Source organism: Cyanobium sp. Maggiore-St4-Cus, assembly GCF_024345615.1.
Classification (GTDB): domain Bacteria; phylum Cyanobacteriota; class Cyanobacteriia; order PCC-6307; family Cyanobiaceae; genus Cyanobium_A; species Cyanobium_A usitatum.
Genome location: NZ_JAGQBL010000006.1, coordinates 127,766 through 152,248, shown reverse-complemented (window position 1 = coordinate 152,248; position 24,483 = coordinate 127,766). Strand labels below are relative to the sequence as shown.

The following is a 24,483-nucleotide window of genomic DNA, read 5'->3' as shown; positions in this document are numbered from 1 at the left end:
ATGCACTCCACGGCGCCCTGGCTTCCCTGGATGCAACGGGCCCTGCAGCTAGCTGAGCTAGGCGCAGGCCGCACCAGCCCCAACCCCCTGGTGGGAGCGGTGGTACTCGATGCCGGCGGCTCGCTGGTGGGGGAGGGCTATCACGCCCGAGCCGGCGAGCCCCACGCCGAGGTGGGCGCCCTGGCCCAGGCGGGCGAGCGGGCCCGCGGCGGCACCCTGGTGGTGACCCTGGAGCCCTGCTGCCACCACGGCCGAACCCCTCCCTGCAGCCAGGCGGTGATCGCCGCCGGCATCGCCCGGGTGGTGGTGGCCATGGCCGATCCCAACCCCCAGGTGGCGGGGGGCGGCCTAGACCAGCTGAGGGCCGCGGGCATCGAGGTGATCACCGGAGTAGCCGAGGCCGAGGCCCGCTGCCTCAACCGGGCCTTCATTCACCGCATCAGCAGCGGCCGCCCCTTGGGCATCCTCAAGTGGGCCATGGGAATCGATGGCCGCACCGCCCTGAGCAATGGCGCCAGCCAGTGGATCAGTGGCCCCGAGGCCCGCGCTTGGGTGCACCAGATGCGCTGCCGGTGCGATGCGGTGATCGTCGGCGGCGGCACCGTGCGCGCCGACGACCCCCTGCTCACCAGCCGCGGCCAACGCCAGCCCGAGCCGCTGCGGGTGGTGCTCAGCCGCAGCCTGGAGCTCCCCGCAGAGGCCAAGCTCTGGGATCAGAGCGCCGCCGCCACCCTGGTGGTGCATGGGCCAGAGGCTCCAGCCGCGGCCGCAGCCTCCCTGGATAAACGCGGCGTGCCCCGACTGGAGCTAGAGGGCTGCAGCCCGCTGCTGCTACTGGAGGCCTTGGCGCTGCGGGGCTGCAACCAGGTGCTCTGGGAATGCGGCCCTGAACTGGCAGCCGTCGCTTTTGCCGAGGGCTGCGTGCAGGAGCTGGCCGCCGTGATCGCCCCGAAGCTGATGGGCGGCCAGCCGGCCCGCACCCCCTTTGGTGAGCTGGGTTTCACATCTATGGCCCAGGTGCGGAGCTGGCAGGCTCAAGCGCCCCAGCGCCTGGGCAGCGATCTGCTCTGGCAACTCAGCTCACCTGCAGGCCTGGAGCCATGATCGCCGCCAACCTGCCCTTCGATCTGCAGATTCCCCTGGCGGGAGTGTTGCTGGCCCTAGGCACCTGGCTGCTGCTGGGCCGGCTCGGCAGGCGCTGCCGCAGCGGCTCCCTTGGGCAAGCCCTGCTAATCAGCGGGCGAGTCAGCCTGGCGGGCACGGTGTTGCTCAGCAGTGCGGGCTGGTGGCTGGCTGGCCTGGAGGTGCGCAATCTGCTGCTCACCATCGGCGTGATTTGGACCCTGCTGCGCTGGCGCGGCGAACTCAAACAGCGCGCTGAGCACTACGCCGCCCAGTTGCTGCCACACCTCTCCAGCAAGGACCAGTTGTTCCTATTCGACGTGCTCGACAAGCTGCTGACCACAGCAGCTCTGCTGGTGGTGCTGGTCATGGCCCTAGATCTGCTGGGTGTATCGGCGGGAGTGCTGATCACCGCAGGGGGCTTTGGAGCAGCGGCCCTGGGCTTCGGCGCCCGCACCATTGTGGAAAACGGCCTCAGTGGCTTGAGCCTCTACGTAAACCGCCCCTTCGTGCTCGGCGACACCATCAACCTGCCCGGCCTGAATTTGCTTGGCACGGTGGAGCAGGTGGGCTGGTTTTACACCGAGCTGCGCGATCCGGAACGCCAGCGCATTTATGTGCCGAATGGGGTGTTCACCAGCCAAGCAATCCTGAATCTGGCCCAGATCGACAACCGCCGCATCTGGATCGAATTCGGCCTCAGCTACGCCGACCGGGAGCGCGTCGCCACGATCACCCAAAAGCTGGAGCAGCGCCTCTCAAACTTGCCCGGCGTAGACCCGGCCAAGGATCAGCTAGCCCACTTCGTGGGCTACGGCGAGTCCAGCCTCCAGCTGCGCCTGCTCTGCTACGCCGCCAGCAGCGACATCCACGCTGCCTGGGCCCTGCGGCAGCAAGCCCTGCTGTTGATCGGCGAGGTGGTGGACCAGGCCGGTGGCTCGATGCCCTACCCCACCAGGCTGCTCATACGAGCTCCGGATGCAAGGGATCACCCTTAAACGGCCCCTGCACCTGGGATGTGATCCAGCCACCGTAGAAGCCGCCAGGCTGGGGCCGCACGGGTTCACCATCAAGCCAGCAACCGTCCATCAAGGCCGGGTAAACCGCAAACCAACCGGCCAAAGCAGCAAAGGCCTGGGTGGGTTCGGGGTAGGTCCACGCCGCCCGCCGCAACCGGCGCTCGGCCGGGCCACCTCCATCAAGCACCACATCGAAGTAGCGCGCCACCCCCTTCCACTCGCAAAAACTGGCTCCGCTGCTGGGCAAAAGCAGCTCCTGGCGCACCGCCTCAGGCGGCAGGTAGTAGGTGGGTGGGTGAAAGGTTTCCAGCACCCGCAAACTGCGCCGGCTCTCGGCCAGAAGCTGGCCCAGGGCCTCAACCCGCACCAGCTGGCTGCTCTCAACCAGGGCCGGTGGGCGGGGGTAGGCGCCTACCTGCTCAGGGGCTGCCATCAGGAATAAATGAAATTGCGCAACCGCCGGCCTTCAGCGCCAGCCCGCTCCTGCAGCTCCGCATCGCTGAGGCTGGACTCCTGCCGCTGCTGCGCGGCGATCACATCAGCCTCCTCAAGGGCATAGCCAGCGCCGCGGGCCAGCTCCAGAAAATCCTGCAGCTCCAAGGGCTCCGCCAGCTGTGTCGCCAGCTGGGGCGATTGGCGGGCATGCGCCAAAAAGGCATCGAGGCGCTCGAGGCTCACAGGTCTAGTTCCAACTGCGGTTGGTCTAGCGCCATCGCTGCCCCATCGGCCTGCCAATCGCCCCCATCCCAGGGCAACAGCAGCGGTTCGAGGGCCCGCAGGCCATGGCCATCGGTGGGCTCGAGCCAGGCCTGCTCAAGGCCATTGGGAATCACCACCGGCATGCGCCGGTGGATAGGCGCCACCAGGGCATTGGGGGCGGTGGTGAGCACGCAGCAGCTATCGAGCTCGCTGCCATCGGGGCCGATCCAGCGCTCCCAGAGGCCGGCAAGCCAAAACAGATCGCCATCGCGGCGCCGCAGCCACTGGCCCTGCTCCCAAAAAGCATCAGCAGGAATCAGGCAGCGGCGATGGCGCCAGGCGGCGCGAAAGCTGGGCTTGAAGGCCACCGTCTCAGCGCGGGCATGCAGGCAGCGGTGGGCGGTGGCGGGATCCTTGACCCAGTCGGGCAGCAGCCCCCAAAGGGCTAGCCCCACCTGCAGCTGGCCATTTTCCTGGCGCTGGATCAGCAGGGGTTCGCCGGGAAGCACCTGCGAGCGCGGCGCGTAGTGGGCCGCCAGACCGGGCGGCAGGGGGCCCTGCAAGCGGGGCTGCAGGCGATCGAAGTCGGCGCAGAGGGAATAGCGACCACACATAGCTGGATTGGGTCCTCGTACGGTTCTCCCGACCCGCCGCCGAAACGGCCAGGGGACCACAGCCCTAGTTTGGGAGCACCTTTGGCTGCCGCACCATGGCGATCCGCCAGGACGACAACCGCCCTAACCGCCGCTTCGGAATCATCAACCTGGTGTTGATCGGTTTTGGTGTGCTGCTGCTCTTTAGCAACTTCCTGCCCAATCCAGCCGCCCAGGTGCCGCGGGTGCCCTACTCCCTGTTCATCGACCAGGTGAACGGCAGCAACGTCAAACGGGCCTACATCACTTCAGACCAGATCCGCTACGAGCTCAAGGAGCCCGAGGAGGAGGGGGCCCCCACCGTGCTCTCCACCACGCCGATCTTCGACATGGATCTGCCCCAGCGGCTCGAGTCGCACGGGGTTGAGTTCGCCGCCGCGCCGCCCCAAAAGCCCAGCTTCCTCACCACCGCCTTGAGCTGGGTGGTGCCGCCGCTGATCTTCATCCTGGTGCTGCAATTCTTCGCCCGCCGCCAGATGGGCGGTGGCGCCCAGGGAGCTTTGAGCTTCACCAAGAGCAAAGCCAAGGTGTACGTGCCCGATGAGGAATCGCGGGTCACCTTTGCCGATGTTGCCGGCGTGGATGAGGCCAAGGCCGAGCTGGCAGAGATCGTCGACTTCCTCAAAAAACCTGAGCGCTACGCCGCCATCGGCGCCCGCATTCCCAAAGGTGTGCTGCTGGTGGGCCCTCCCGGCACGGGCAAAACCCTGCTCTCCAAGGCCGTTGCAGGTGAAGCAGGCGTGGCCTTCTTCATCATTTCCGGCTCCGAATTCGTGGAGCTGTTCGTGGGTGCTGGCGCTGCGCGAGTGCGCGACCTATTTGAAGAAGCCAAGAAAAAAGCGCCTTGCATCATCTTTATCGACGAGCTCGATGCCATTGGTAAGAGCCGTTCGGGCTCGATGGGTGTGGTCGGCGGCAACGACGAACGCGAGCAGACCCTCAACCAGCTACTCACGGAGATGGATGGCTTTGCCGGCCAGGACAAGCCGGTGATTGTGCTGGCAGCCACCAACCAGCCCGAAACCCTTGATGCTGCGCTGCTGCGGCCAGGCCGTTTCGACCGCCAGGTGCTGGTGGATCGCCCCGACCTGTCTGGTCGCAAGCTGATTCTGGAGATCTACGCCAAGAAGGTGAAGCTCTCCAGCGCCGTCGACCTCGACAAAATTGCCCAGGCCACCAGCGGCTTTGCCGGCGCCGACCTGGCCAACCTCGTGAACGAAGCTGCCCTGCTCGCAGCCCGCTCCTATCGCACCGAGGTGGAGCAAGGCGACCTCAACGAGGCGATTGAGCGCGTGGTGGCTGGTCTGGAGAAGAAGAGCCGGGTGCTGCAACCCGATGAGAAAAAAGTGGTGGCGTATCACGAAGTCGGCCACGCGATCGTGGGGCACCTGATGCCCGGCGGCAGCAAGGTGGCCAAGATCTCGATCGTGCCCCGCGGCATGAGCGCCCTGGGCTACACCCTGCAGCTGCCCACCGAAGAGCGCTTCCTCAATTCCAAGGAAGACCTCGAAGGTCAAATTGCCACCTTGCTGGGCGGCCGCAGCGCTGAAGAGGTGGTGTTTGGTGAGGTCACAACCGGCGCCGCCAACGACCTGCAACGCGCCACCGACATCGCCGAGCAGATGGTGGGCACCTTCGGCATGAGCGAAACCCTCGGCCCCCTGGCCTACGACAAGCAGGGCGGCAGTCGCTTCCTAGGTGGCAACAACAACCCCCGCCGGGTAGTGAGTGACGCCACGGCCCAAGCGATCGATAAGGAGGTTCGCTCCCTTGTCGACAACGCCCATAACAAAGCGCTGGCGATCCTGAACCACAACCGCGAGCTGCTCGAATCGATCTCCGAAAAGATCCTCGAGAAGGAGGTGATCGAAGGCGACGATCTCAAGGAGCTGCTGGCCAGCAGCGTCATGCCCTAGGAGTTGAGCCATGGCCGCCATCAGTGCCTATCCACCCCTAGAAGAGCTGCGCGAGCGAGACCTGCTCTCCTCGGCCGATCTCAACGGCGAGCAAACCCAGGCCCTGCTGCAGCTGGCGGCCGACCTAAAAGCCGGCCGCAGCAGTATCGATTTAGGGGGCAAAACCCTCGGACTGATCTTCAGTAAGGCCTCCACCCGCACCCGGGTGAGCTTCTCGGTGGCCATGGCCAGGCTTGGTGGCCAAACCATCGATCTCAATCCCCAGGTGAGCCAGGTAGGCCGCGGTGAGCCGGTGGCAGACACGGCACGGGTGCTGAGCCGGTATGTGGATGCCCTGGCGATCCGCACCTTCGCCCAGGACGAACTCGAGGAGTACGCCCACTGGGCCACGATCCCTGTGATCAATGCCCTCACCGACCGGGAGCACCCCTGCCAGGCCCTCGCCGACTACCTGACGCTGCAGGAGGTCTTCGGAGCAGTGAAGGGCCTGACCCTCAGCTACGTGGGCGACGGCAACAACGTGGCCCACTCGTTGATGCTCTGCGGTGCCCTGCTCGGGGTGAATGTGCGCATCGGCTGCCCGGTGGGATTTGAGCCCGATGCAGCCGTGCTTGAGCAATCACGCCTCCTAGCGGCGGCTCGCGGATCCGAGGTGGTGGTGCTGCACGAGCCGGTGGCTGCCGTGCGCGGCGCCCACGCCCTCTACACAGATGTGTGGGCCTCCATGGGGCAGGAGGAGGAAAAGGCAGAGCGGCAAAGGGCCTTCGCCGGCTGGTGCCTCAACGAAGAGCTGGTGGCAGAAGCAGATCCAAGCGCAATCGTGCTGCACTGCCTGCCGGCCTATCGCGGCCTCGAAATCAGCGCCGGCGCCATGGAGGGCAGCTCCAGCCGCATATTTGACCAGGCCGAAAACCGCCTCCACGCCCAACAAGCCCTACTGGCAGCCCTACTCGGCGGCACCTGAGCTGGACAAACAGGCCGCGAGGCGGTACATCTGTATCAGCGACGTGGCGTCCGTGCCCCATCCCAGCAACAACCAAGTCCAGCAGGAGCTCTCCTCTGCCCAGCAAGAGCTATACGACTGGCTTAGCGACTACATCGGCAGCAACCGCCACAGCCCCTCGATCCGCCAAATGATGGAAGCGATGGGGCTGCGCTCTCCGGCGCCGATCCAGAGCCGCCTGCGCCACCTGCAGCAGAAGGGCTGGATCACCTGGCAAGAGGGCCAAGCCCGCACCCTTCAGCTGCTGGGCGGAATGGCCAGCGGCATCCCGGTGCTCGGCGCCGTGGCCGCCGGCGGCTTGGTTGAAACCTTCGACGACATCCAGGAGCGCCTCGACCTGGCCCCCGTGCTCGATACCCGCGGCCTTTTTGCCCTCACCGTGAATGGCGATTCAATGGTGGACGCCCACATCGCCGACGGGGACGTGGTGCTGCTTGAACCTGTCAGCGACCCGAGCCGGCTCAAAGCAGGCACGATTGTCAGCGCCCTGGTGCCAGGCAGTGGCACCACCTTGAAGCACTTCCACCGCAGCGGAGCCACGGTGACCCTGGAAGCAGCCAACCCCGCCTATGCCCCAATCGTGCTCCCCGCCGACCAGGTAACGGTGCAGGGCAAGCTAGTGGCCGTCTGGCGCCAGGTCTAAACGGATGGCGTTGTAAGCTCAGTTAGCGCAAGGCAAGGCCACAAGCCAAGCGGAATGACCAGCATTCCGTTGCCATGGCGTCCTATCGGGGCCATAGCTCAGCTGGTAGAGCACCTGCATGGCATGCAGGGGGTCAGCGGTTCGAATCCGCTTGGCTCCATATCGAAACCCAGGCTAGCCCTGGGTTTTTTGATGGTTAGTCGATGATGTACCTGGGGGCAACCCACTAGCTCAATTAAGAAGTTCAGCTAGGGCTGGGCGTGGCGGGTAAAAGATTGGGGGAAGGAGTAGTCCCTTTCCCGAAACAGCGCCAATCTCCCACAACTTCAAACCCACAAATTCAGCAGAGGGACAACCAAGTAGATCGCAGAGTTAGGGATTGACCTCCAGAATTAAGCCAGTCAACGCATCAATTATCAGAATGCCATCTTGGGCAGACTCAAAAAGACGCCGTTAGCGCTGCTCCGACTCCTGCAACGCCCGTTGAATTAGATCTTCCTGCTTCGTCACTACCTTTTCTCCCCCAACCCCTAAAGCCTATCTGGGCAAAGGGCTTGCAGCCTTAAGGGAATAGGGGAGATGGCCTACCCAGATCTCCGCTCCAACCAGCCTCCTCTTGGTTTGGGGGCTTTTGCCGCAACCATTTGAATGCCCTTAGGGATTTCCTACCCACCCAGCGTTGTTTAGCTGGCAGAATGGCAGTTGACGATTGCAAGCCCATGGGCTTCAGCGCCAAAACCCAATATGGATTGGTCGCCCTCATAGACCTCGCCGGGGCTTACGCCACTGGAGACTTGGTTCAAACCGGCGAGATCTGCAAGCGCCATGCCATTCCCGAACGCTATCTCGAGCAAATGCTCACCGGCCTGCGCAAGGCCGGACTGCTAAACAGCATCCGCGGACCGAAGGGTGGCTTTCAACTCGCCCTCAATCCAGACAACATCACCGTGGCCGATGTAGTGGCTGCGCTTGAAGGCAGCAGCAGCACGGATCCGCAAAGAGAACCAGATGATCCGGCCTTCCTGGTGCTTGCAGCTCTAGAGCAAAAACTGGAAGCCACAAAGGAAGCCCTTCTCAGGGCCACCACCCTGGCCCAACTGCTGCGCGAGCAAGATGCCTTCAAGCAGCCATTGCCAATGTTCTATATCTGATGCGCAACCGCAAACCCTTGCCTCCATCAATGGAGGATCAAGACGATTGGCCCATCGACCAGGGGCGTCCCTGGCTGCTAAGACTGCTAGCCCTGCTTGGGGCCCTTGGCTTCGTGATGCTGGGGATTAACAGCCTCTTACCTGCCTTTGAGCCGCCCAGCCCAAGGCAAATGCCCGATCAGCGCAACCGCTCAATCACTTGAGGGCTAGAAGCGGGACATGGCCACGATCTTGGCCAGCTTCTCGGCTTCTAGACCATTCAGTTCGTCGAGCTGCAACAGGCTGTCTTTTACCAAGCTGGCAAACACGAACAGGATGCCGTCGAGGCGGAAATCAAAGCGACCTTCGATCGTGTGGCGCTCGATACTCAGGTAATCGTGCAGCTGCCATACGGTTTCAGCATCTTCAAGTTCGTCGGCCCTGGCACGCACCTGAGCCACTAGCTGCTGCACTGCCCTGGTGTAGGCACGGTCGAAGGCTTCGCGGGCAACTGACTGCTCCGTATCTGTCCAACCCTCAAGCATAGTGTCCATCATGTGAATTGGGCCCTCTCCCTTAGCAGCGAGGCTAGTCGGGGAGTCAGCCTGCTGCGAGACCTACGCCGCTGGGCCGGAAGTTCAAACCAGGCAAGCGTCGGGGCGTCATGGTGCTCCCGGTGATAACCGAAGTGGAAACAGGCCAGTAAAGAAAGCCATGGAGCCAGTTCGAGGCTATCGGCGTGGGGGCGACGCTGGGGCAAACGCTGGCCTCGATGGGGCAAGTAGGTGCCGAAAACAAACAACTGCAGCGAGCTGAGCAGCAGGGGCAAGGTGCAAAACAGCAGCACATTCAGCCAGCCGAATGGAGCCAAGCGACAGGCGATCAAGGCCAAGACGGTCCAGCCGGTAAGTAACCGGCCCATCTGCCCCCAGGTGAGATAGCCAGCCATGAAACGGGCATACCAACCAATGGCCCCTGCGGCTGGATCCCCGTGGAAATCAGGGTCAGCGGCGCTAGCAGTGAATAGATGGTGGTGTTGATGGTTGCGGCAGCAGGCTTGATAAGGAAGCGCCGCATACAGGCCCAGGGCGATCCTGCCCAGCAAGGCATTGCCATAGCGCCAATGGGGCCACAACACCCCATGCATGGCGTCATGACCAACGATGAATAGGCCTGTTTGCAGCAGGGTGCGGCCAACCACTCCAAAAAAGATGGCCAGCCAGACCGATGGTCTGGCCAGCTGCGTGGCGTTTAAATCCCAGCTCAGCAGGCCAGCAAGGCTGACCAGCCAACCCATCGTTATCAATGCGGCAAGCAGAAGCCCCTTGCGGCTGACTGCGCTCAACGGCCGAATTTCAGCAAATCTGCAGGGGAAGCCAACAGATCGATGGCCACGAAGTAGATCTTGCCGTCAGGGTTGAGCAGGAAACGCCAAGCAACGTTCATACCAACGCCGGCTCCAAACCAGGGGGTCTGGACCTTGCCAGTCACCTTGATTTGGGTGAAGTTGCCTTCTGTGGGTTCAGCGAAACCGCGCTCAGGAAGAAGCTGCAAGTTCTGGCAGTCTTCACGGAAGAAGCGCAGGATCGCGTCACGTCCCACGATTGGCTTCTGGAAAGGGGCTTGGAGTGCACCATCCGTCAGAAACAGCTCGATCAGGTTGTCGAAGTCGTTGGCGTTCAGCAGGTCCATATAGCTGTTCACCGTTGGGTTGATAACGCCCTCGATGAACACCCGCTTGCGCTGCTCCTGGGGAGTGGGAGCGGAGATGGGCTCCATGACCCGCTGTCCCTCGCCTTTGGCGGGGTCGTAGCCCATATCCACCACAAAGTTGCGCAGCAGGGTGATCTGCTGACCCTGATCGACAGCTTTAACTGAGCTGAGCACCGCAGAAGCGTTGGGCGACAGCTGATAGCCCTCGGGGATCGGAGCAACCAAACCGGCGGCCATCCATTCGCCCAACTGGTACCAGAAGCCCAGCTTGATGTTCACCGACCAGCAGGCGTAGGTGCGACCGATTTGGGTGTCGGCGCGATTGGCAAGCTCGCACATCACCTGGCTTTGCTCAGCGAAGTTCATCGCCTTGATTTGGTTGAGCACAGGCTCGGCAAACTGCATCCGCGCTGCGCCAGGGGCGGCAACGGTGATCGTGTTGCCCATTTCGAGATAGGCGTACCAGATCAGAGCCAGTTGGTCCTCCGCGCTCAGCAAGCGAAAGCGGGCCGTGATCGCAGGCACGACGTCAGCTGAAGCTGTATCGGGAAAGATCTGGGTTGCCTTCTCAAGCGTGAACATGCGGCGACGATCCAATTGTTAAGGAGATTTGCAGAGTCTAGCGCCAAGGAGCCAGATCTGATAAGTCGCAGCCGCTTTGCAGCTCCGCCATGATCCAATTCTGCTCTAAACACCCCACTCCGTGACCATGGTTGCGCCCGTACCGGTGCTTAACGAAGCCGACCGTTACAAGCTCGATCGCTCAGACGACGCTCTTTTTTACGCAGAGCCCCGCTTCGTACAGCACCTCGATGCCAGCTTCCGGGCCCGGCTGACCTCTCTGTATGGAGAGCGCATCCCCCCTTGCGCCGTGGTGCTGGATCTGATGAGCAGCTGGGTGAGCCATCTACCTGAGGGCATCGCCTATCAGGAGGTGATCGGCCATGGCCTCAATACTGAAGAGCTCAAAGCCAATCCGCGCCTTGATCGCCATTGGGTGCAAAACCTCAACGTTGATCAACAGCTGCCGCTAGCCAACGACAGCGTTGATGTGGCTCTGATCGTGGCCGGCTGGCAATACCTTCAACAACCGGAAGCTGTAGCTGCTGAGCTGCTGCGGGTGGTCCGGCCCAGGGGTGAAGTGATCGTGGCGTTCAGCAACCGGATGTTCTTTCAAAAAGCGCCCCAGATCTGGACCGACGGCGGCGACCGTGATCACCTGGCCTACGTGGCCCAAGTATTGATGGCTCAAGGTTGGGGCAGGCCGGAACTGGTGGCGGAAGAGACCGCAGCTCCAGGAGCTCTCGGCTGGCTTGGCCAAAAAGGGGATCCTTTCTTGGCGGTGATTGCCGCCAAGCAGATTGCCAGCTAGGCAACCGTCAGCAGCAGGGCCTGGCTGCAAGAACACAAAAAAACCGGGCAGTTTTCACTGCCCGGGCAAAAGATCCGAAGGCTGTTGCACTCAGCCCGAGTGGATTCAGCCCAAACCCAGTTGGCCCAGGATTCCTTGACCGGTGAGGAGCTCGGTACCGAGTCCGATCACGAAACCGAGCATGGCGAGACGACCATTCCAGGTTTCAGCGAAAGCGACAAAACCGAAGCGGGTGGTGGATTCAGCCATGAATGTTCGTTAGTTACGAAACTTGAAGTGATCGTAACAGATTTTGAAGCCATGGTTGCGCTCGATCGGGGCCAGCCATAGGGGTTCCTGCAGGCCCGCCCGGGATTGATCACCACTGCTGAGCAGTGAGCTTTTCCCCAGCCAAGCGCCCTTATCCCCAGCTTTGCGTAGGTTTTTCCACAGAACGTCGGCTCAATATCAGCCGCTCGCCCTGATCCTTTTGGTTCTGGATGGGGAAAACGGCCCTCCCCTTGACGCGTCTCCAAGCAACACTTCCGAGCCTGAAGCCGCAGCTCCCAAACCCCGAAAGCGCCCATGGGCCGGTGCTGGTGGCCGTGCGTCTTGCCGGACTCGCCTCCCGCGGCAGCCTTTGACGGATGAGCGCCTGGCGTGGGGTGATGGGGGACCCAGGCCGATGCCGCCATGCTCCAGATCCCGGACCACGCCCCCGCCTTTGTTTCGGTCGAAAACCAGTTCCCTGAGGAGCTGTACGACGCCATGCGGGAATTTGTCCGGGTTCACCCGCAGTGGGATCAATACCGCCTAATGCAGGCAGCACTGGCCGGCTTCCTCTTCCAGCACGGCTGCCCAGACCGGGCCGTGGCTCGCCATTACCTCGACGGACTATTCCGCCGCCAAGAACCCGATCCCTCCGCAACCAGGCCCTGAGCTCCCTTGCCGGGGGCAGAGTGGCAGGACGTTGTTGGACAGCAATGGCCCCAGGAGCATCAGAGGCCGATGCCCTCCTGGTGGCGATCGGCGCCGTTCCCGGAGCCTGGCTTCGCTTCCGGGTGGTGGATCACCTGGAGCCCGTGCTGCCCAGCCGGCACTGGGGCACCTTTGGGGTCAATGTGATCGCCTGCTTTGCCCTTGGGCTGATTGTGGGCCTAGAGCAGAGCTGCGGCGAAGCTTCCCGCAGAGCATTGCTTCTTATGGGCACCGGCTTTCTGGGTAGTTTCAGCACCTTCTCCAGCTTCAGCGCCGAGCTCTGGAGCGAGCTGGGCAAGCGGCATTGGCGCGAGGCTGCCGTGCTCGCTGGAGGATCGGTAGCCGGAGGTCTGCTGGCGATGCTGGCGGGCCTCAGCCTGGGCGCTCAGCCATGAGCACCATGCCAAGCCGCAGCCTGCAGGGCGATTTGCGCGAGCTTGCCCTGGTGGCCGGCGGCGCCATCCCCGGCGCCCTATTGCGCTGGCAGCTAGAGACACATGTGGTCGCCAACATGCTGGGCTGCCTACTGCTCGGGGTGGTTTTGGCCCAAGCCAGCCAGCGCAAAAGACTGATGCTATGGGCAGGCATCGGCTTCTGCGGGGCCCTCACCACCTTCAGCACCTGGATGTTGGACCTGGCAAGGGCCCTGCAGGCCGGCAAACCAGGGGAAAGCGCCCTGTTGCTGCTGGCGAGCCTCGTCGGTGGGGTTGCCTTGGTCGCCCTTGGCCACACCATTGGGATGTTTTTTAGCCCCCATCTGCGGGATAGGGGGGCAATCCCAAAAAAACAATGAGCAGCGCTCCTGTGAGGCCCAGCCCCTCAAAAGAAGGCTCCGGTAAACACGGTTCTCCAAAAAAGGGCCCGTATCAACCCTCCCTGCTGCGCGCCCTGCATGGCTGCAGCGCCCTGGCCTTGCTGGGTTGCTGGCTAACGGGCCTGGTGGTTTACAGCCGTTATGACGGACGCTGGGGGCGGCTACCACTGCAGCTGCCAGGCGACTGGATTGACATCCACGGCAGCTTGGGCGTGGTGCTGTTGCCGTTTGCGGTGCTGCTGGCTGTCTACGCCTGCACCCTGGGGCGGCGCCGGCTGCTACGCCCCAGCAACTCCCTCCCCCTGCTGGCCCTAGGTCTGGCGATAGGCAGCGGCAAGTTGATGCAAGAAGACTGGTTGCGCAGCGGCCAACTGCACCATCTCGCTTATCACCTACACCTGGTTGCCTGGATGTTGGTAGGCGTGGCAGTGGCGGCCCATCTCTGGGGAGTTCTGCGGCTAGGGGGCTGGCCCCTAGCCCAGTCGATGCTGAACACCACCGCCCGCAGCGGCGATCAACCCAGCGACTGGCTCCGGCAGCTACGCCGAAGCAGGTGATCTCTCAGCCCCATCTGCGCCAAGCCGCCCCCACCAGCACCAGTAGCAAGGGAAGCTCTCCCCAACGGTCGTAGGGGCTTGGGGCCTGCAGCCGGGGCACAGTGAACACACCGGTGGCGGCCCGCCCGGAAGGCAGCGAAGCCACAGGCAGGCCGCGGCTATTCACCAGCAGGCTGGGCCCCGTGTTGGCGGCACTCACCAGCCAGCGGCCCGTTTCTATGGCCCGCAGCTGGGCCAGGGCCTGAAACTGGTGTTGGAGTAGTAGCGGGTAGGGATCGAGGTTGGCGCTGGCCAGCAGCCAGCCGGCTCCATCGCGGGCGGCGGCAGCCAGGGAGGCACCATCGGATAGCTCGTAGCAAATTGCCCCGCCGATGGCGCCAGCTGGCCGGAGTAGCAGCCGAGATGGCGCCCCTGGCTGCAGACCCCCCACGGCCGAAAGGCCGCTCCAGCGAGCCAGGTTTGCCAGGGGCACCCATTCCCCCAGGGGCACCAGCCGATGCTTATCGAGCCAGCTACTCGCCCGACTTTCCCCTGGCGCCAGGCGCAACAGGGCGCTGCGCTGCTCGGGCTCCCCCGCCACCTCCTGCAAGCGGAAGCCGCCGCTGATCAGCTCCACCGGCACCGGCTGCGCCAGCTGGGGCTCAAGACCGAGGGCCCCCTCCGGCAGCACAACCACATCCACCGAGCGCTGGGCCGCCTCCGCCAAGGCGGCCGCCAGGCGCTGCTGCAGCCGCTGCTGCTGGTCCCACTGAAACTTGCGGCGGGTGGGAATCGCCGGCTGCAGCACCAGCACTCGCTCGCTGTCGCCCTCCCCCCGCAGGGGCATGGCCGCTAGGGCAGCAGCACCGGCGCCGTGGCTGAGCAGCACGGCAGCGGTTGTAACCACAAGCCAGCGGCGGCGCTGGGGGGCGGTGCAGCAGCGCCAGAGGCACCAACCCAGCAGCAACTGCACCGCCGCCAGCAGGCCACCGCCACCAAGGGCAGCCAAACCCGCCAAGGGGCGATCGCCGGGTAGGGCAGCAGCCCCCAGCCCCAGCCAAAACAGGGGCCCTTTGGCCAGCAGCACCTCAACCAGCCCCCAGCCAACGGCTAACAGCAGGGCGCTGCTGAAGCGGCGTGGGTCCAGGCGCCGCGCCAGCAGCACCCAGAGGGCCACCAGCAGTGCTCCCGCCAGGGCACACAGCAATAGCAACAACAGGGCCAGGGGCAGGCTCAAGGGGCCCGGTACGCCGATCCAATCGAGGGGATGGAGACCTAGCAACCAGCGGTGACTCACCAGCACGGCGGCAGCGCCCCAGAGGGCCCCACCCCAAGCGCCCAGGGCTGAGCCAGCCAGGGCCCACAGGGGCACCAGGGCCAGCCAAAGCAGGGGAGGCATGCCCAGAGGCGGCAGTGCCAGCCCGGCCAGCAGCCCCGAAGCCAGCACCAGCCACCACCTCCCCAGCCGGTCATTGCCCATGGCAAGCAAGAGTAGGAAGCGCCAGGGTGTCTGGGGAATCAAGCCGCCATGGATCCGAACAACCCCCTCCAACAACTGCTGCTGCGCGGCCTCGGCACCACCTCCCTGGTGTCAGAGCGGCTACGCAGCGTGACCCAGGCCTGGGTGCGCAGCGGCAAGCTCGATCCCAGCCAGGCTCCAGCCCTGGTCGACGACGTACTCAAAGCCCTGCGGGGCGAAACCCCCGAGCTAGAGCAGCAGGCCGAGCGCCAGCTGGAGCGCAATAAAGACCAGCTCCTGCAAGACCTAGGCCTGGCCCGTCAGCGCGAACTTGATGAGCTGCGGGGCCGACTCGACCGGCTTGAACGCAGCCTGCGTCAGCGCCCAGGCAATGAAATGCCTGGCGAGATCGAAATTCCCGACTGATCAGCCCTGGCTATCCGTCTGCCCGTCAGAATCAGTCCAGTAATTGGAGTCCCATGCGCGACATCCTGATCAGCTCCGCTGTCTGCGTGGCCTGTCTGCTGCTGGCTCTGGTGAGCCAGCTGGTCAATCCCACCGTGGTTGACGCGGCCAGAGTTGATGCGGCCAGCGCCGGTGGCCAAGCCATGGCCTCCCTGTTTTCAGCCCAAGCGCGGCCAGCCGTGAGCAGCAGCTTCGAGCTCGACCCCGACGACCCCAACCCCACTCTTTTTGTGATGGCCAGCGAAAACGATCAAACCAACGGCGCTGAGATCGCCCAGGCCAGCGGCCTCGGCGGTGAACTCAACGCTCCTAAAGAGCGCACCACCCCCAGCGGCCTGCGCATCACCGACCTGGTAGTTGGCGACGGCGCCGAAGCCATCGCCGGCCAGACCGTGGCCGTGAACTACCGGGGCACCCTGGCCAACGGCACCGAATTCGACAGCAGCTACGGCCGCGGTCCCTTCTCCTTTCCCCTCGGCGGCGGCCGGGTGATCCAGGGCTGGGATGAGGGTGTGGCTGGCATGAAGGTGGGTGGTAAGCGCAAGCTGGTGATTCCACCCGATCTGGCCTACGGCGATCGTGGCGCCGGCGGCGTTATCCCCCCCAATGCCACCCTCACTTTCGAAGTGGAGCTGCTGCGCATCGGCGGCTGAGCTGCGGACGGGCATCGTTAGGATGGGCGCTCTGGCTGGATGCTGGCGCGCCGCCCCTCCTGCCCACCCCTTTGTCTTTTTCCTCTCCATGGCTCACACGCTGCCCGCGCTGCCCTACGGCCTCGATGCGCTCGAGCCCAACATCTCCCGTTCTACCCTGGAGTTTCACCACGGCAAGCACCACGCTGCCTACGTGACCAACCTCAACAACCTCGTGGCTGGCACCGACCTGGAGGCCAAGAGCCTGGAAGACACCATCACCGCAGTGGCTGGTGATGCTGGCAAGGCCGGCGTTTTCAATAACGCAGCCCAGGTGTGGAACCACAGCTTCTATTGGCAATGCATGAAGCCTGGTGGTGGTGGCCAGCCCACCGGCGCCCTGGCCGACAAGATCAATGCTGATTTCGGCAGCTACGAGGCCTTCGTCGAGCAGTTCAAAACCGCCGGTGCCACCCAGTTCGGCAGCGGCTGGGCCTGGCTGGTGCTCGATGGCGGCACCCTGAAAGTCACCAAGACCGCCAATGCCGACCTGCCCCTAGCCCACGGCCAGAAGGCCCTGCTCACCATGGATGTGTGGGAGCACGCCTACTACCTCGACTACCAGAACCGCCGTCCCGACTACATGACCACCTACCTCGAGAAGCTGGTGAACTGGGACTTCGTAGCCGCCAACCTGGCTGCCGCCTGAGGCGAAACCCCTCCAGGCGTTGCAACGTCATTGAGGCCAAGCCCCCGGGTTCACCGGGGGCTTTTTTATGGCTCTGAAATACTCAGCCGTGACTTGACTAGTCTGACCAGACAAGCCTGGTCAACCAAGCATGGATATCAAGACTGTGAACGTCCAGGACGCCAAGACCCATCTTTCGTCCCTGCTTGCACGGGTGGCAGCCGGCGAACACATCTTGCTAGCCCGCAATGGCAAACCGATCGCCCAGCTCGTGCCCCTCGATCCCAAACCCCGGCGCCAGCTGGGCTTCATGTCAGGAAGCCTGGGTAATGAATTCTTTGAGCCCCTGGCCAACGATGAACTTGAGGGCTGGGGCCTATGAGGCTGCTGCTCGACACCCACATCCTGATTTGGGCAGTGCTTGAACCGCAAAAACTCTCACCAGTCCTGCGCGACGCCCTAGAAGACAGCAACAACCAATTGTTAGTGAGCGCTGCGACCGCCTGGGAAATCGCCACTAAATGGCGCATTGGCAAGCTCAATCAGGCACAAGCCATAGTGCACAACTACCCCCAGGCCCTTAACGGGTTGGCCGCCATCGAACTGCCCATAACCGGGGCGGTGGCGCGTCAGGCCGGACTCCTGGATGTTGAGCACCGCGATCCCTTTGACCGCCTTCTGGCCGCCCAGGCGATTGCAGATGGATTGCTGCTCGCCAGCAATGACCCTGCCTTCAGGTTGTTTGCTGGATTGGAGCTGCTGAGCTGAGCACCACTTCCGGCGCAATCCACATGGCATCGCCGTAGGAGAAGAAGCGGTACTGGCGCTCGATCGCCTCGGCATAAAGAGCCAAAAGGCGCTCGCGGCCTAGCAGGGCACTCACCAGTAGCAGCAAGGAGCTCTTGGGCAGGTGGAAGTTGGTTAGCAGCCCCTGCACCACGGCAAACCTGTACCCCGGCTGAATTACCAAATTCACCGGCCCCGTGTGGGGCCGCAGCTCGCCGCCATGCAGCTGGGCCACCGCCTCGAGGCTGCGCACTGAGGTGGTGCCGATGGCTATTACCCGGCCGCCACGGGCGCGGCAGGCGGCCACCGCCGCCACCAGCTCTGGGGTCACCTCCACCCACTCACTGTGCAGCTGGAGTTGACTTAGGTCTTCCGTTTCCACGGGGCGAAAGGTGCCCAAGCCCACGTGCAGGGTGGTGGTGGCCAGCTCCACACCACGGCCGCGGATCGCCGCCAGCAGTTCGTCGCTGAGGTGCAGCCCCGCTGTTGGCGCAGCAACAGCCCCAGGCTTGGCGGCATAGCGGGTCTGATAGCGCTCGTTGTCGCTTTCGTCGTGCTCGTGGATATAGGGCGGCAGGGGGATGGCGCCGTACTGCACCAGCAGCGGCTCCAATGCCGCCGCATCGGCGCACTCCCCCGGAAACTGCAAAATCCGCCCGCCCGTATCGGGGTCGCTGCCAAGTACCTGCAAGGGCAGCGGCGGCTGGCCTTCGGCCACCACCTCGATCCAATCACCAGGCTTGAGCTTCTTGGCGGGTTTCGCCAGGCAAAGCCACTGGCCCGGCCCGCCATGCCAAGGCTCCAGCACCAGCAGCTCCACCACCCCGCCACTGGGCCGGCGCGCCTCTAACCGAGCCCGAAGCACCCTTGTGTTGTTCACCACCAGTAGGTCGCCGGGCCGCAGCTCCTGCTGCAGGTCCCAGACGTTCAAATGACGAGCCTGGGGCGCAGGACTAGCCCCGCCTGGCTCCACCACCAGCAGCCTCGCCACATGGCGCGGCTCCACGGGACGCTGGGCGATACGCTCCTCTGGCAGATGAAAGTCGTAGCTCGAGAGCCACTGATCAGCCACATCGGAGCTAGTCATTCGGGCAGATCATGCGGGCAGGTAGTAACGCACCATCGTGAACACCCTGTTTTGGCGTTGATCCAAGGCCGCACGCATATTGATGGCGCGCTGGTTGAGCAACAGGCTGTCCGCGCGATAGCGGGGGATCGCCATCGGCATCACGATCGTCAGGGTTTGAGCCGGATCCCGCTCCTCAATGGCGTCCACAAAGTCGGCAAAGGGATTTATCAAAGAGGAAAACGGACTCTCCAAAATCTGTAGTTCGAGGTTGGGGTCGTCTCCGACGCTGTGTTGCCATTCACGCCGGATCAGCTCGGGATCTCCATCTTCCGGGCGCACCCACACCCCAATTACCCGATCGGAAACCGTGGCGGCGTAGCGCAAAGCGTCAATGGTGGGTCGGTTCCAGGCGGGAATCCAAACGATGCTGATGTTGCCAATCGGCTCGCTCCGCTGGTGGACTTGGACCAAGGAGGATTCGCCAGGCTTCAGATCAAGCTCGGCATAGACCTGCCGGTAACGCATTCGGGTCCGCGCCAACAACAACACCAACAAGGGGATAGCGATCACCACACTCCAGGCACCCTCAGCAAACTTGCTGATCACAATCACTACCAGCACCAAGCAGGTACTGGTTGAACCGATGCCATTCATCAGGGCATGGGTTAGCCAGCCCACGCCGCGCTCGCGACACCAGTGCACCACCATGCCCGCTTGGGAGAGGGTGAATGCCAGGAACACCCCCACCGCATAGAGGTTCACCGCCACAGTGGTGTTGCCCTGGCAGATCAAGATGATCCCTGCTGTAGCCACCAGCAAAAGCTTGATCCCGTTCTGGAACACCAGCCGATCCCCGACCCAAGCCATCTGGCGCGGCAGAAAATTATCCCTGGCCAACAACGCCGAAAGACGGGGGAAATCAGCAAAGGCCGTGTTAGCCGCAAGCATCAGGATTAGCAACGTGGTGATCTGCAACACCCACAGCAGCGGAGTGTTGGGCCCAAACACCCGCATGCCCAATTGGGCCATCACCGTGACATCGGGATTGGGGGCAACGCCATACATGAAACCCAGGCCGCTCACGGCCAAGAACATGCTGGCCAGCAGCAGCCCCATCACCAGCAGGGTGTTACGCGCCCGCTGAGCCGAGGGAGAGCGAAACAACTGGACCCCGTTGGCTATCGCCTCGATGCCTGTCATCGCTGAACAGCCGGAGCTGAAGGCTCGCAGGATCAAAAACAAGCCCAAAGGTTCCACCGCCTTCACCAGGGGGGGCGGATCGGGAGAAAACCCATGGCTGAAGATCAGGTTCTGAAGGCCCGCCACCGCCAACACCATCACCATCACCACAAACGCGTAGGTGGGCAGCGCAAACAGGCGCCCAGCCTCGCGGACACCCCGCAGGTTGGCCCAGCCCACCAGCACCAACAACACCAGGGCAATCAGCACCTGCCAGTTCAACAGCCAGGGCCACAGCGAGGAGAGGGCCTGGGTACCCGCCATCAAGCTCACCGCCGCAGTGAGCACGTAGTCGATCAACAAACTCGCCGCCGCCACCAGGCTGGCCAGGGTGCCCAGGTTGGCTCGACCCACCACATAGGCCCCTCCCCCCTGGGGATAGGCCGTGATGGTCTGGCGGTAGGAGAACACCACAATCGCGATCAAGGCGACGATCGTGATCGTGATTGGCAGCGAAAAAGAGAGGGCGCCGCTGCCGGCCAAAATCAACACCCCAAGGGCCGCATCTGTGGCATAGGCCACCGACGACAACGCATCCGAGGACAGGATCGGGAGCGCCTGAAAGCTGGGAACGGTCCTGGCCTCCTCCTGGTCCCGGGGCAGGGGATTGCCAAACAGTCGCCGTTTCAGGCGATCCTTGGCTGAACTGGCAGCAACCATTAGAAGGCCAAGCTTTCTGGGTTGGTCTCGATCAGCTGAGCCAGATCCTTGAGGAAGGCAGCCGCCTGGGCGCCATAAATCGTGCGGTGGTCGCAGGTGAGATTCACCTGCATTTGATTGGCCACCCGAATCGAGCCGTCTTTACCTGCCACCACTGCGGGCCGGGAGGCGGCCACCGCCAGGATGGCGCCGGTGCCTGGGGGCAGGATCGCGTCGAAGCGATCCACACCAAACATGCCCAGATTGGAGAGGGTGAAGGTGCCGGTGCTGTATTCCTCAGGCTGGAGCTGCTTGCTGCGGGCCCGCGCCACCAGGTCGGCCCAGTTGCGGGCCATGGCATAGATATCGGTCTTGTCGGCGTTGGCCAGCACCGGAGTGATCAGGCCTCCGTCTTCCATGGCTACGGCCACGGCCACATTCACTGAGGCGGGGAAAGCCATGGCAGTGCCATCGGCACTGGTGGCTGCATTTACCTGGGGATGGCGCGCCAGCACCACGCCCACGGCCTTGGCAAGCAGGGCGGTCATCGTGACGCCCTTGGGCTTCACCTGCTTGTAAAAAGCGTCGAGCTTTGTGGTGGTGATTGTGTATCCCACGCGGAAACAGGGCACCGCCAGGCTGGCGACCATGTTGCGGTTGACCGCGTTTTGCAGCGTGTTGAAGCCCACGTTCTCGCCGGGCCGGCCGAAGGCATCGCCGGCGGGAGCTGGGGCAGGCGCGGCTGCACCATTGCCAGCTGCAGGTGCGGAGGCGGGGCCTGAACCCTCGGCAACCCGCGGCACCGTGATCGGCTGACCGGTGGCAGCCATCACGTCTTCCGCCTGGATGCGGCCGTGGGGACCGCTGCCGCGCAGGGCACCCAGATCGACACCCAATTGGGAGGCAAGCTTCTTGGCCCGCGGCGAGGCCACCACCCGGCCGCTGGCCGTCGACGCGGGAGCCACCACCGGAGCCGCCACAGCAATAGCCGGGGCAGGGGCTTTTGCCGGGGCAGGGGCTTTTGCCGGGGCAGTGGCTGTTGCCGGGGCAGGAGGTGGGGTTACGGGTGCAGAGGGTGCAGGGGCAGCAGCTGGTGCAGCGGGTGCAGGGGCCGCTGGGGCCTTGGCTGCCACCTCGGCAATCTCAGCCTCGGTTTCGACAATCAGGCCAATTGTTTCGCCCACCGGCGCCGTGCCGCCAGCAGGCATCAACACAGCCGCCAGGTAGCCCTCGTTGAAAGACTCCACGTCCATGTCGGCCTTATCCGACTCGACGACCAGCACGGACTCCCCGCGCTCAACCTTGTCGCCTGGCTGCTTCAGCCACTCCACGATCTTGCCCTCCGTCATGGTGGAGGAGAGGGCCGGCATGAAGATTTCGTGGGTGGCCAACGGAGGTCTGCCGTGTAATGGGCTGATTTTACGCGGCTCCCGCCAGGGGGATCAGCCGGCCTCGATGGCCTCGATCACGCCATCGCGCACCAGCACTGCTGCCTGCAGTTTCTCAACCAGGTTGTCGCCCACCTGCACATCGCAGACGCTCTCGATCTGGCCTTGCTCCACGATTTGCTCCATTTCCAGTTCACGCACCTGGCGCTGCTGCTCCAGCATCTGGCGCTTCTGCTCCTCCAGCTCGGCGCGCTTTGCCGCCACCTGCTGCTGCACTGAAGCCACCTGCTCCTGCACCCGGGGGTCGAGGGGGTTGGCGCTCTGGCGGCGGATCTCGTCTACCAGCTGCTGACCCTCCTGCTCTAGCTGGGACAGCTGGGCGTCGACATTGGCGATGGCATTGCTTAGCTCTCGCTCGGCGTCCTCCTTCCAACGGGGGGTAACCACGGCACGCACGGTGATGGTGCGTTTGATCGTGAGGGAGCCGTCAGCCATGGGGGGAGTAAATCAGCGCTCAGGCTGTCAGCAGGGCGCACCGGGGTCAACCGCCGGTTCGCCGCACCGCACCCACAAGGCTCAGCGGGGTGCGTAGATCGACTCAATCGCTGCAGCGTCGCGGGCCGTAATCCGGTCGCGGCGCTGCTTGAGGGTCTGGGTGAGCAGACCGTTATCGAGCGTGAATGGCTCCACCAAGGCCACACCGCTAAGGCGTTCGTCGGGGCGGGAGCCGGGGCGGGCGGCCAGCAGCTGGTTGCACTCCCGTGTCAGAGCCCGCAACAGGGCCAGATCGCTTGACTCCGCAACCTCCTTGGGCACCACCAGGGCGCCGAGCTGCTTGCGGTCCTGGCCCACCACCAGCACCTGCTCGATCAAGGGGCTGGCCACCAGGGCCTCCTCGAGGGGGCCGGGCTCGATGTTTTCGCCGCTGCTGAGCACGATCGTGTCCTTGGCCCGGCCGGTGAGCACCAGGGAGCCATCGGGCAGCAGGTGGCCCAGATCGCCGGTATCAAACCAGCCTTCGCCGTCAAGCACGGCTGCGCTGGCCTCCGGCTTGCCCCAGTAGCCCGCCATCACCTGGGGGCCGCGGGCCAGCACCCGGCCCCGCTGCCCCAGGGCCAGCAGCTCGCCGGATTCGGGATCAACGATCCGCAGGCTGGTGCCCGCCAGGGGCTGGCCGGCGCTGCCGCGGCGGTTGGCCCAACGGCGCCGGCAGGTGAGCACGGGACTGGTTTCGGTGAGGCCGTAGCCCACCAGCAGCTCGATGCCGATGGCCTCGAAGAAGCCATCCACGTGCATGGCCAGAGCACCGCCACCACTGATCGCCGTGCGCAGCCGGCCGCCCACCAGCTGCTGGCGCAGCTTCGGCCAGAGCAAGGCCGCCGCCAGCCGGTGCAGGGGCCAGCGCAGCAAGGCAAGCCCCGCGGCGCTGAGCCGAGCCGGCCAGGCCTCCGGCGCAAGGGTGAGATCGAGGGCCTGGCGGCGACAGCGGCCGTAGGCGCGGCTGTTGGCCAGGGCCGCGCCTAGTAGCCGCTGGCGCGAGGCCGGCATGGCCGCCAGGGCATCGTCAAAGCCAGAGAGCAGTGCCTCCCACAGCCTCGGCACACTTATCAAATAGTGGGGTTTTACCCGCTGCAGGTCGGCGCGCAGCTGCTTGAGGGTTGTGTAGGTCTGGCGGCAGCCGCAGGCCAGCAGGAAATACTCAGCGCTGCGCTCGTAGGAGTGCCAGATCGGCAGCACGCTCACCACCCGGTCGCCGGGCTGGGGTGCCACGGCCACCCCCAGGTGGCGCAGCTGGTGCAGCAAGTTTGAGTGGCTCAGGGGCACACCCTTGGGCTGGCCCGTGGTGCCAGAGGTGTACAAAATCGTGGCGAGGCGGGCCCCATCAGCCGGTGGTGGCGGGGCCGGAGTGCCGCAGGCCAACGCCGCCGCCCCGCGCTCGAGCAGTTCGCCCCAACTGAAACAGGCCCCTGGCGCCGAACCCGCATCCCTTTCCCCCTCCAACAGCACCACAAAGCGCAAGCGCGCCCTTGCCTCAGTGGAGAGGTTCAGCTTGGCCAGCAGGGCGGCCGACTCCACCACCAAGCCGCAAGCGCTGGAATCTTCAAGGATGTACGCCAGCTCCTCCACAGGAGCGGCGCTGCCTCGCACCGCATCAGCGGCTCCGGCCCGCATCAGTCCCTGGTCGGCCTGCAGCCAGCGGGGACCGTTTTCAGCAAATAGGGCCACCACCTCGCCAGCGCCCACACCCAGGCCGGCAAAGGCCGCCGCGGCCTGCTCGATGCGCTGCTGCAGCTGGCGGTAGCTAAGCTGCTCGGGCGTGGCCGCATGGGGAGCCTCCAGGGCCAGGGCATCGCCGTGGCGCGCCGCGAGCACTGGCCAGAGCTGCTCCAGGCCGGTGAGGCCGCTCCAGTCGGCACGCTGGGCCAGGGCCTGGCGGTCGCGGCGACTGCCGCTCCAGTGGATTTCAGCGGGGGAGGCGGCGCGGGCCACGGCGGTGGAAGCGGTAGGGCTTGCCAGCAGTGTTAACACCCTTTGGACCGG

30 protein-coding genes, 1 tRNA gene and 1 pseudogene are annotated in these 24,483 nt (G+C 64.3%); 18 read left to right on the top strand and 14 right to left on the bottom strand.

Annotation, left to right across the window (positions count from 1 at the left end; translation table 11 throughout):
- Window positions 1-1,104, top strand: coding sequence for a bifunctional diaminohydroxyphosphoribosylaminopyrimidine deaminase/5-amino-6-(5-phosphoribosylamino)uracil reductase RibD (gene ribD, locus KBY99_RS07705; protein ID WP_254998355.1), 1,104 nt, complete (start codon window positions 1-3; stop codon window positions 1,102-1,104).
- On the top strand, window positions 1,101-2,120 hold the full coding sequence (locus tag KBY99_RS07700; RefSeq protein ID WP_254998354.1) for a mechanosensitive ion channel family protein: 1,020 nt from the start codon (window positions 1,101-1,103) through the stop codon (window positions 2,118-2,120). Before ribD ends, KBY99_RS07700 begins: the two co-directional genes overlap by 4 nt.
- Here the strand turns inward: KBY99_RS07700 and KBY99_RS07695 are convergent.
- From KBY99_RS07695 to KBY99_RS07685, 3 genes are read right to left on the bottom strand one after another with little or no spacing between them, the layout of a single operon-like run.
- Window positions 2,086-2,574 (bottom strand): DUF427 domain-containing protein, encoded by a 489-nt coding sequence (locus KBY99_RS07695; protein WP_254998353.1) that lies wholly within the window; start codon window positions 2,572-2,574, stop codon window positions 2,086-2,088. The two genes, KBY99_RS07700 and KBY99_RS07695, sit on opposite strands and share 35 nt — an antisense overlap.
- Window positions 2,574-2,819, bottom strand: coding sequence for a Nif11-like leader peptide family RiPP precursor (locus tag KBY99_RS07690; RefSeq protein WP_106502241.1), 246 nt, complete (start codon window positions 2,817-2,819; stop codon window positions 2,574-2,576). Before KBY99_RS07690 ends, KBY99_RS07695 begins: the two co-directional genes overlap by 1 nt.
- The gene (locus KBY99_RS07685) at window positions 2,816-3,454 is read right to left on the bottom strand and encodes an SOS response-associated peptidase (protein WP_254998352.1); all 639 of its coding nucleotides are present in this window, start codon (window positions 3,452-3,454) and stop codon (window positions 2,816-2,818) included. Before KBY99_RS07685 ends, KBY99_RS07690 begins: the two co-directional genes overlap by 4 nt.
- Window positions 3,455-3,549: 95 nt before the next feature.
- Here KBY99_RS07685 and ftsH point away from each other — a divergent pair, with 95 nt between their 5' ends.
- From ftsH to KBY99_RS07665, 4 genes are all read left to right on the top strand, one after another.
- On the top strand, window positions 3,550-5,409 hold the full coding sequence (gene ftsH, locus KBY99_RS07680) for an ATP-dependent zinc metalloprotease FtsH (protein WP_254941974.1): 1,860 nt from the start codon (window positions 3,550-3,552) through the stop codon (window positions 5,407-5,409).
- 10 nt (window positions 5,410-5,419) lie between these two features.
- A complete protein-coding gene (gene argF, locus KBY99_RS07675) occupies window positions 5,420-6,373 on the top strand; it encodes an ornithine carbamoyltransferase (RefSeq protein WP_254998351.1) in 954 nt (317 codons plus the stop codon).
- 43 nt (window positions 6,374-6,416) lie between these two features.
- Window positions 6,417-7,055: a transcriptional repressor LexA gene (gene lexA, locus KBY99_RS07670; RefSeq protein WP_396112096.1), complete on the top strand. Its 639-nt coding sequence runs from the start codon at window positions 6,417-6,419 to the stop codon at window positions 7,053-7,055.
- 87 nt (window positions 7,056-7,142) lie between these two features.
- Window positions 7,143-7,215: transfer RNA gene (locus KBY99_RS07665), tRNA-Ala, on the top strand.
- 212 nt (window positions 7,216-7,427) lie between these two features.
- Here the strand turns inward: KBY99_RS07665 and KBY99_RS14915 are convergent.
- Window positions 7,428-7,499, bottom strand: a pseudogene (locus KBY99_RS14915) (hypothetical protein); the annotation flags it as partial.
- 251 nt (window positions 7,500-7,750) lie between these two features.
- Here KBY99_RS14915 and KBY99_RS07660 point away from each other — a divergent pair.
- Window positions 7,751-8,206 carry an RrF2 family transcriptional regulator gene (locus KBY99_RS07660; protein WP_254998350.1) on the top strand — a complete coding sequence of 152 codons (456 nt, stop codon included), beginning with the start codon at window positions 7,751-7,753 and terminating at the stop codon, window positions 8,204-8,206.
- The gene (locus KBY99_RS07655) at window positions 8,206-8,409 is read left to right on the top strand and encodes a hypothetical protein (RefSeq protein WP_254998349.1); all 204 of its coding nucleotides are present in this window, start codon (window positions 8,206-8,208) and stop codon (window positions 8,407-8,409) included. Before KBY99_RS07660 ends, KBY99_RS07655 begins: the two co-directional genes overlap by 1 nt.
- A 3-nt stretch (window positions 8,410-8,412) precedes the next feature.
- Here the strand turns inward: KBY99_RS07655 and KBY99_RS07650 are convergent, their stop codons facing one another.
- Genes KBY99_RS07650 through KBY99_RS07640 form a run of 3 tightly spaced genes read right to left on the bottom strand, consistent with a single transcriptional unit; the run spans window position 8,413 to window position 10,480 of the window.
- Window positions 8,413-8,739 (bottom strand): hypothetical protein, encoded by a 327-nt coding sequence (locus KBY99_RS07650; RefSeq protein ID WP_315857973.1) that lies wholly within the window; start codon window positions 8,737-8,739, stop codon window positions 8,413-8,415.
- A complete protein-coding gene (locus KBY99_RS07645) occupies window positions 8,739-9,482 on the bottom strand; it encodes a fatty acid desaturase (RefSeq protein ID WP_254998348.1) in 744 nt (247 codons plus the stop codon). The genes KBY99_RS07650 and KBY99_RS07645 overlap by 1 nt, the downstream gene beginning before the upstream one ends.
- A 44-nt stretch (window positions 9,483-9,526) precedes the next feature.
- Window positions 9,527-10,480: an orange carotenoid-binding protein gene (locus tag KBY99_RS07640; protein ID WP_254998347.1), complete on the bottom strand. Its 954-nt coding sequence runs from the start codon at window positions 10,478-10,480 to the stop codon at window positions 9,527-9,529.
- Between the two features lie 127 nt (window positions 10,481-10,607).
- Here KBY99_RS07640 and KBY99_RS07635 point away from each other — a divergent pair, with 127 nt between their 5' ends.
- Entirely contained in the window at window positions 10,608-11,270 is a 663-nt protein-coding gene (locus KBY99_RS07635; protein ID WP_254998346.1) for a class I SAM-dependent methyltransferase, read from the top strand.
- A 105-nt stretch (window positions 11,271-11,375) separates the two neighbouring features.
- Here KBY99_RS07635 and KBY99_RS07630 read toward each other — a convergent pair whose 3' ends face one another.
- Window positions 11,376-11,519: a chlorophyll a/b-binding protein gene (locus KBY99_RS07630; RefSeq protein ID WP_242036302.1), complete on the bottom strand. Its 144-nt coding sequence runs from the start codon at window positions 11,517-11,519 to the stop codon at window positions 11,376-11,378.
- A gap of 423 nt (window positions 11,520-11,942) precedes the next feature.
- Here KBY99_RS07630 and KBY99_RS07625 point away from each other — a divergent pair, with 423 nt between their 5' ends.
- Genes KBY99_RS07625 through KBY99_RS07610 form a run of 4 tightly spaced genes read left to right on the top strand, consistent with a single transcriptional unit; the run spans window position 11,943 to window position 13,598 of the window.
- Window positions 11,943-12,188, top strand: a complete 246-nt coding sequence (locus tag KBY99_RS07625; RefSeq protein WP_254937496.1) for a DUF2811 domain-containing protein — start codon at window positions 11,943-11,945, stop codon at window positions 12,186-12,188.
- A 44-nt stretch (window positions 12,189-12,232) separates the two neighbouring features.
- Entirely contained in the window at window positions 12,233-12,622 is a 390-nt protein-coding gene (locus KBY99_RS07620; protein WP_254998344.1) for a fluoride efflux transporter FluC, read from the top strand.
- Entirely contained in the window at window positions 12,619-13,020 is a 402-nt protein-coding gene (locus KBY99_RS07615; RefSeq protein WP_254998342.1) for a fluoride efflux transporter FluC, read from the top strand. Before KBY99_RS07620 ends, KBY99_RS07615 begins: the two co-directional genes overlap by 4 nt.
- The gene (locus KBY99_RS07610) at window positions 13,017-13,598 is read left to right on the top strand and encodes a cytochrome B (protein ID WP_254998341.1); all 582 of its coding nucleotides are present in this window, start codon (window positions 13,017-13,019) and stop codon (window positions 13,596-13,598) included. Before KBY99_RS07615 ends, KBY99_RS07610 begins: the two co-directional genes overlap by 4 nt.
- A gap of 4 nt (window positions 13,599-13,602) precedes the next feature.
- Here KBY99_RS07610 and lnt read toward each other — a convergent pair whose 3' ends face one another.
- A complete protein-coding gene (gene lnt, locus KBY99_RS07605; RefSeq protein WP_254998340.1) occupies window positions 13,603-15,057 on the bottom strand; it encodes an apolipoprotein N-acyltransferase in 1,455 nt (484 codons plus the stop codon).
- A gap of 48 nt (window positions 15,058-15,105) precedes the next feature.
- Between lnt and KBY99_RS07600 the strand changes: the two genes are divergently transcribed.
- From KBY99_RS07600 to KBY99_RS07580, 5 genes are all read left to right on the top strand, one after another.
- On the top strand, window positions 15,106-15,462 hold the full coding sequence (locus KBY99_RS07600; protein ID WP_106502258.1) for a phasin family protein: 357 nt from the start codon (window positions 15,106-15,108) through the stop codon (window positions 15,460-15,462).
- Window positions 15,463-15,515: 53 nt separating this feature from the next.
- Window positions 15,516-16,154, top strand: a complete 639-nt coding sequence (locus KBY99_RS07595; protein WP_254941986.1) for an FKBP-type peptidyl-prolyl cis-trans isomerase — start codon at window positions 15,516-15,518, stop codon at window positions 16,152-16,154.
- An 88-nt stretch (window positions 16,155-16,242) separates the two neighbouring features.
- A complete protein-coding gene (locus KBY99_RS07590) occupies window positions 16,243-16,842 on the top strand; it encodes a superoxide dismutase (RefSeq protein WP_254998338.1) in 600 nt (199 codons plus the stop codon).
- A 130-nt stretch (window positions 16,843-16,972) separates the two neighbouring features.
- The gene (locus tag KBY99_RS07585) at window positions 16,973-17,203 is read left to right on the top strand and encodes a type II toxin-antitoxin system Phd/YefM family antitoxin (RefSeq protein ID WP_254998337.1); all 231 of its coding nucleotides are present in this window, start codon (window positions 16,973-16,975) and stop codon (window positions 17,201-17,203) included.
- Window positions 17,200-17,589: a type II toxin-antitoxin system VapC family toxin gene (locus KBY99_RS07580; RefSeq protein ID WP_254998335.1), complete on the top strand. Its 390-nt coding sequence runs from the start codon at window positions 17,200-17,202 to the stop codon at window positions 17,587-17,589. Before KBY99_RS07585 ends, KBY99_RS07580 begins: the two co-directional genes overlap by 4 nt.
- Here the strand turns inward: KBY99_RS07580 and queA are convergent.
- The 5 genes from queA to KBY99_RS07555 form a co-directional block, all read right to left on the bottom strand.
- On the bottom strand, window positions 17,555-18,694 hold the full coding sequence (gene queA / locus KBY99_RS07575; RefSeq protein WP_254998334.1) for a tRNA preQ1(34) S-adenosylmethionine ribosyltransferase-isomerase QueA: 1,140 nt from the start codon (window positions 18,692-18,694) through the stop codon (window positions 17,555-17,557). The two genes, KBY99_RS07580 and queA, sit on opposite strands and share 35 nt — an antisense overlap.
- 9 nt (window positions 18,695-18,703) lie before the next feature.
- Window positions 18,704-20,575 carry an APC family permease gene (locus tag KBY99_RS07570; RefSeq protein ID WP_254998333.1) on the bottom strand — a complete coding sequence of 624 codons (1,872 nt, stop codon included), beginning with the start codon at window positions 20,573-20,575 and terminating at the stop codon, window positions 18,704-18,706.
- Window positions 20,575-21,945, bottom strand: a complete 1,371-nt coding sequence (locus tag KBY99_RS07565; RefSeq protein WP_254998332.1) for a dihydrolipoamide acetyltransferase family protein — start codon at window positions 21,943-21,945, stop codon at window positions 20,575-20,577. Before KBY99_RS07565 ends, KBY99_RS07570 begins: the two co-directional genes overlap by 1 nt.
- Window positions 21,946-21,996: 51 nt before the next feature.
- Entirely contained in the window at window positions 21,997-22,437 is a 441-nt protein-coding gene (locus KBY99_RS07560; protein ID WP_106502263.1) for a YlqD family protein, read from the bottom strand.
- Between the two features lie 81 nt (window positions 22,438-22,518).
- A complete protein-coding gene (locus KBY99_RS07555) occupies window positions 22,519-24,471 on the bottom strand; it encodes an AMP-binding protein (RefSeq protein ID WP_254998331.1) in 1,953 nt (650 codons plus the stop codon).
- Window positions 24,472-24,483: the final 12 nt, after the last annotated feature.

Coding starts and splice junctions, on each gene's coding strand:
- ribD (WP_254998355.1), top strand. CDS start 1: ATGCACTCCACGGCGCCCTGGCTTCCCTGGATGCAACGGGCCCTGCAG.
- KBY99_RS07700 (WP_254998354.1), top strand. CDS start 1,101: ATGATCGCCGCCAACCTGCCCTTCGATCTGCAGATTCCCCTGGCGGGA.
- KBY99_RS07695 (WP_254998353.1), bottom strand. CDS start 2,574: ATGGCAGCCCCTGAGCAGGTAGGCGCCTACCCCCGCCCACCGGCCCTG.
- KBY99_RS07685 (WP_254998352.1), bottom strand. CDS start 3,454: ATGTGTGGTCGCTATTCCCTCTGCGCCGACTTCGATCGCCTGCAGCCC.
- ftsH (WP_254941974.1), top strand. CDS start 3,550: ATGGCGATCCGCCAGGACGACAACCGCCCTAACCGCCGCTTCGGAATC.
- argF (WP_254998351.1), top strand. CDS start 5,420: ATGGCCGCCATCAGTGCCTATCCACCCCTAGAAGAGCTGCGCGAGCGA.
- KBY99_RS07660 (WP_254998350.1), top strand. CDS start 7,751: ATGGCAGTTGACGATTGCAAGCCCATGGGCTTCAGCGCCAAAACCCAA.
- KBY99_RS07655 (WP_254998349.1), top strand. CDS start 8,206: ATGCGCAACCGCAAACCCTTGCCTCCATCAATGGAGGATCAAGACGAT.
- KBY99_RS07650 (WP_315857973.1), bottom strand. CDS start 8,739: ATGGACACTATGCTTGAGGGTTGGACAGATACGGAGCAGTCAGTTGCC.
- KBY99_RS07645 (WP_254998348.1), bottom strand. CDS start 9,482: ATGGGTTGGCTGGTCAGCCTTGCTGGCCTGCTGAGCTGGGATTTAAAC.
- KBY99_RS07640 (WP_254998347.1), bottom strand. CDS start 10,480: ATGTTCACGCTTGAGAAGGCAACCCAGATCTTTCCCGATACAGCTTCA.
- KBY99_RS07635 (WP_254998346.1), top strand. CDS start 10,608: ATGGTTGCGCCCGTACCGGTGCTTAACGAAGCCGACCGTTACAAGCTC.
- KBY99_RS07630 (WP_242036302.1), bottom strand. CDS start 11,519: ATGGCTGAATCCACCACCCGCTTCGGTTTTGTCGCTTTCGCTGAAACC.
- KBY99_RS07625 (WP_254937496.1), top strand. CDS start 11,943: ATGCTCCAGATCCCGGACCACGCCCCCGCCTTTGTTTCGGTCGAAAAC.
- KBY99_RS07620 (WP_254998344.1), top strand. CDS start 12,233: ATGGCCCCAGGAGCATCAGAGGCCGATGCCCTCCTGGTGGCGATCGGC.
- KBY99_RS07615 (WP_254998342.1), top strand. CDS start 12,619: ATGAGCACCATGCCAAGCCGCAGCCTGCAGGGCGATTTGCGCGAGCTT.
- KBY99_RS07610 (WP_254998341.1), top strand. CDS start 13,017: ATGAGCAGCGCTCCTGTGAGGCCCAGCCCCTCAAAAGAAGGCTCCGGT.
- lnt (WP_254998340.1), bottom strand. CDS start 15,057: ATGGGCAATGACCGGCTGGGGAGGTGGTGGCTGGTGCTGGCTTCGGGG.
- KBY99_RS07600 (WP_106502258.1), top strand. CDS start 15,106: ATGGATCCGAACAACCCCCTCCAACAACTGCTGCTGCGCGGCCTCGGC.
- KBY99_RS07595 (WP_254941986.1), top strand. CDS start 15,516: ATGCGCGACATCCTGATCAGCTCCGCTGTCTGCGTGGCCTGTCTGCTG.
- KBY99_RS07590 (WP_254998338.1), top strand. CDS start 16,243: ATGGCTCACACGCTGCCCGCGCTGCCCTACGGCCTCGATGCGCTCGAG.
- KBY99_RS07585 (WP_254998337.1), top strand. CDS start 16,973: ATGGATATCAAGACTGTGAACGTCCAGGACGCCAAGACCCATCTTTCG.
- KBY99_RS07580 (WP_254998335.1), top strand. CDS start 17,200: ATGAGGCTGCTGCTCGACACCCACATCCTGATTTGGGCAGTGCTTGAA.
- queA (WP_254998334.1), bottom strand. CDS start 18,694: ATGACTAGCTCCGATGTGGCTGATCAGTGGCTCTCGAGCTACGACTTT.
- KBY99_RS07570 (WP_254998333.1), bottom strand. CDS start 20,575: ATGGTTGCTGCCAGTTCAGCCAAGGATCGCCTGAAACGGCGACTGTTT.
- KBY99_RS07560 (WP_106502263.1), bottom strand. CDS start 22,437: ATGGCTGACGGCTCCCTCACGATCAAACGCACCATCACCGTGCGTGCC.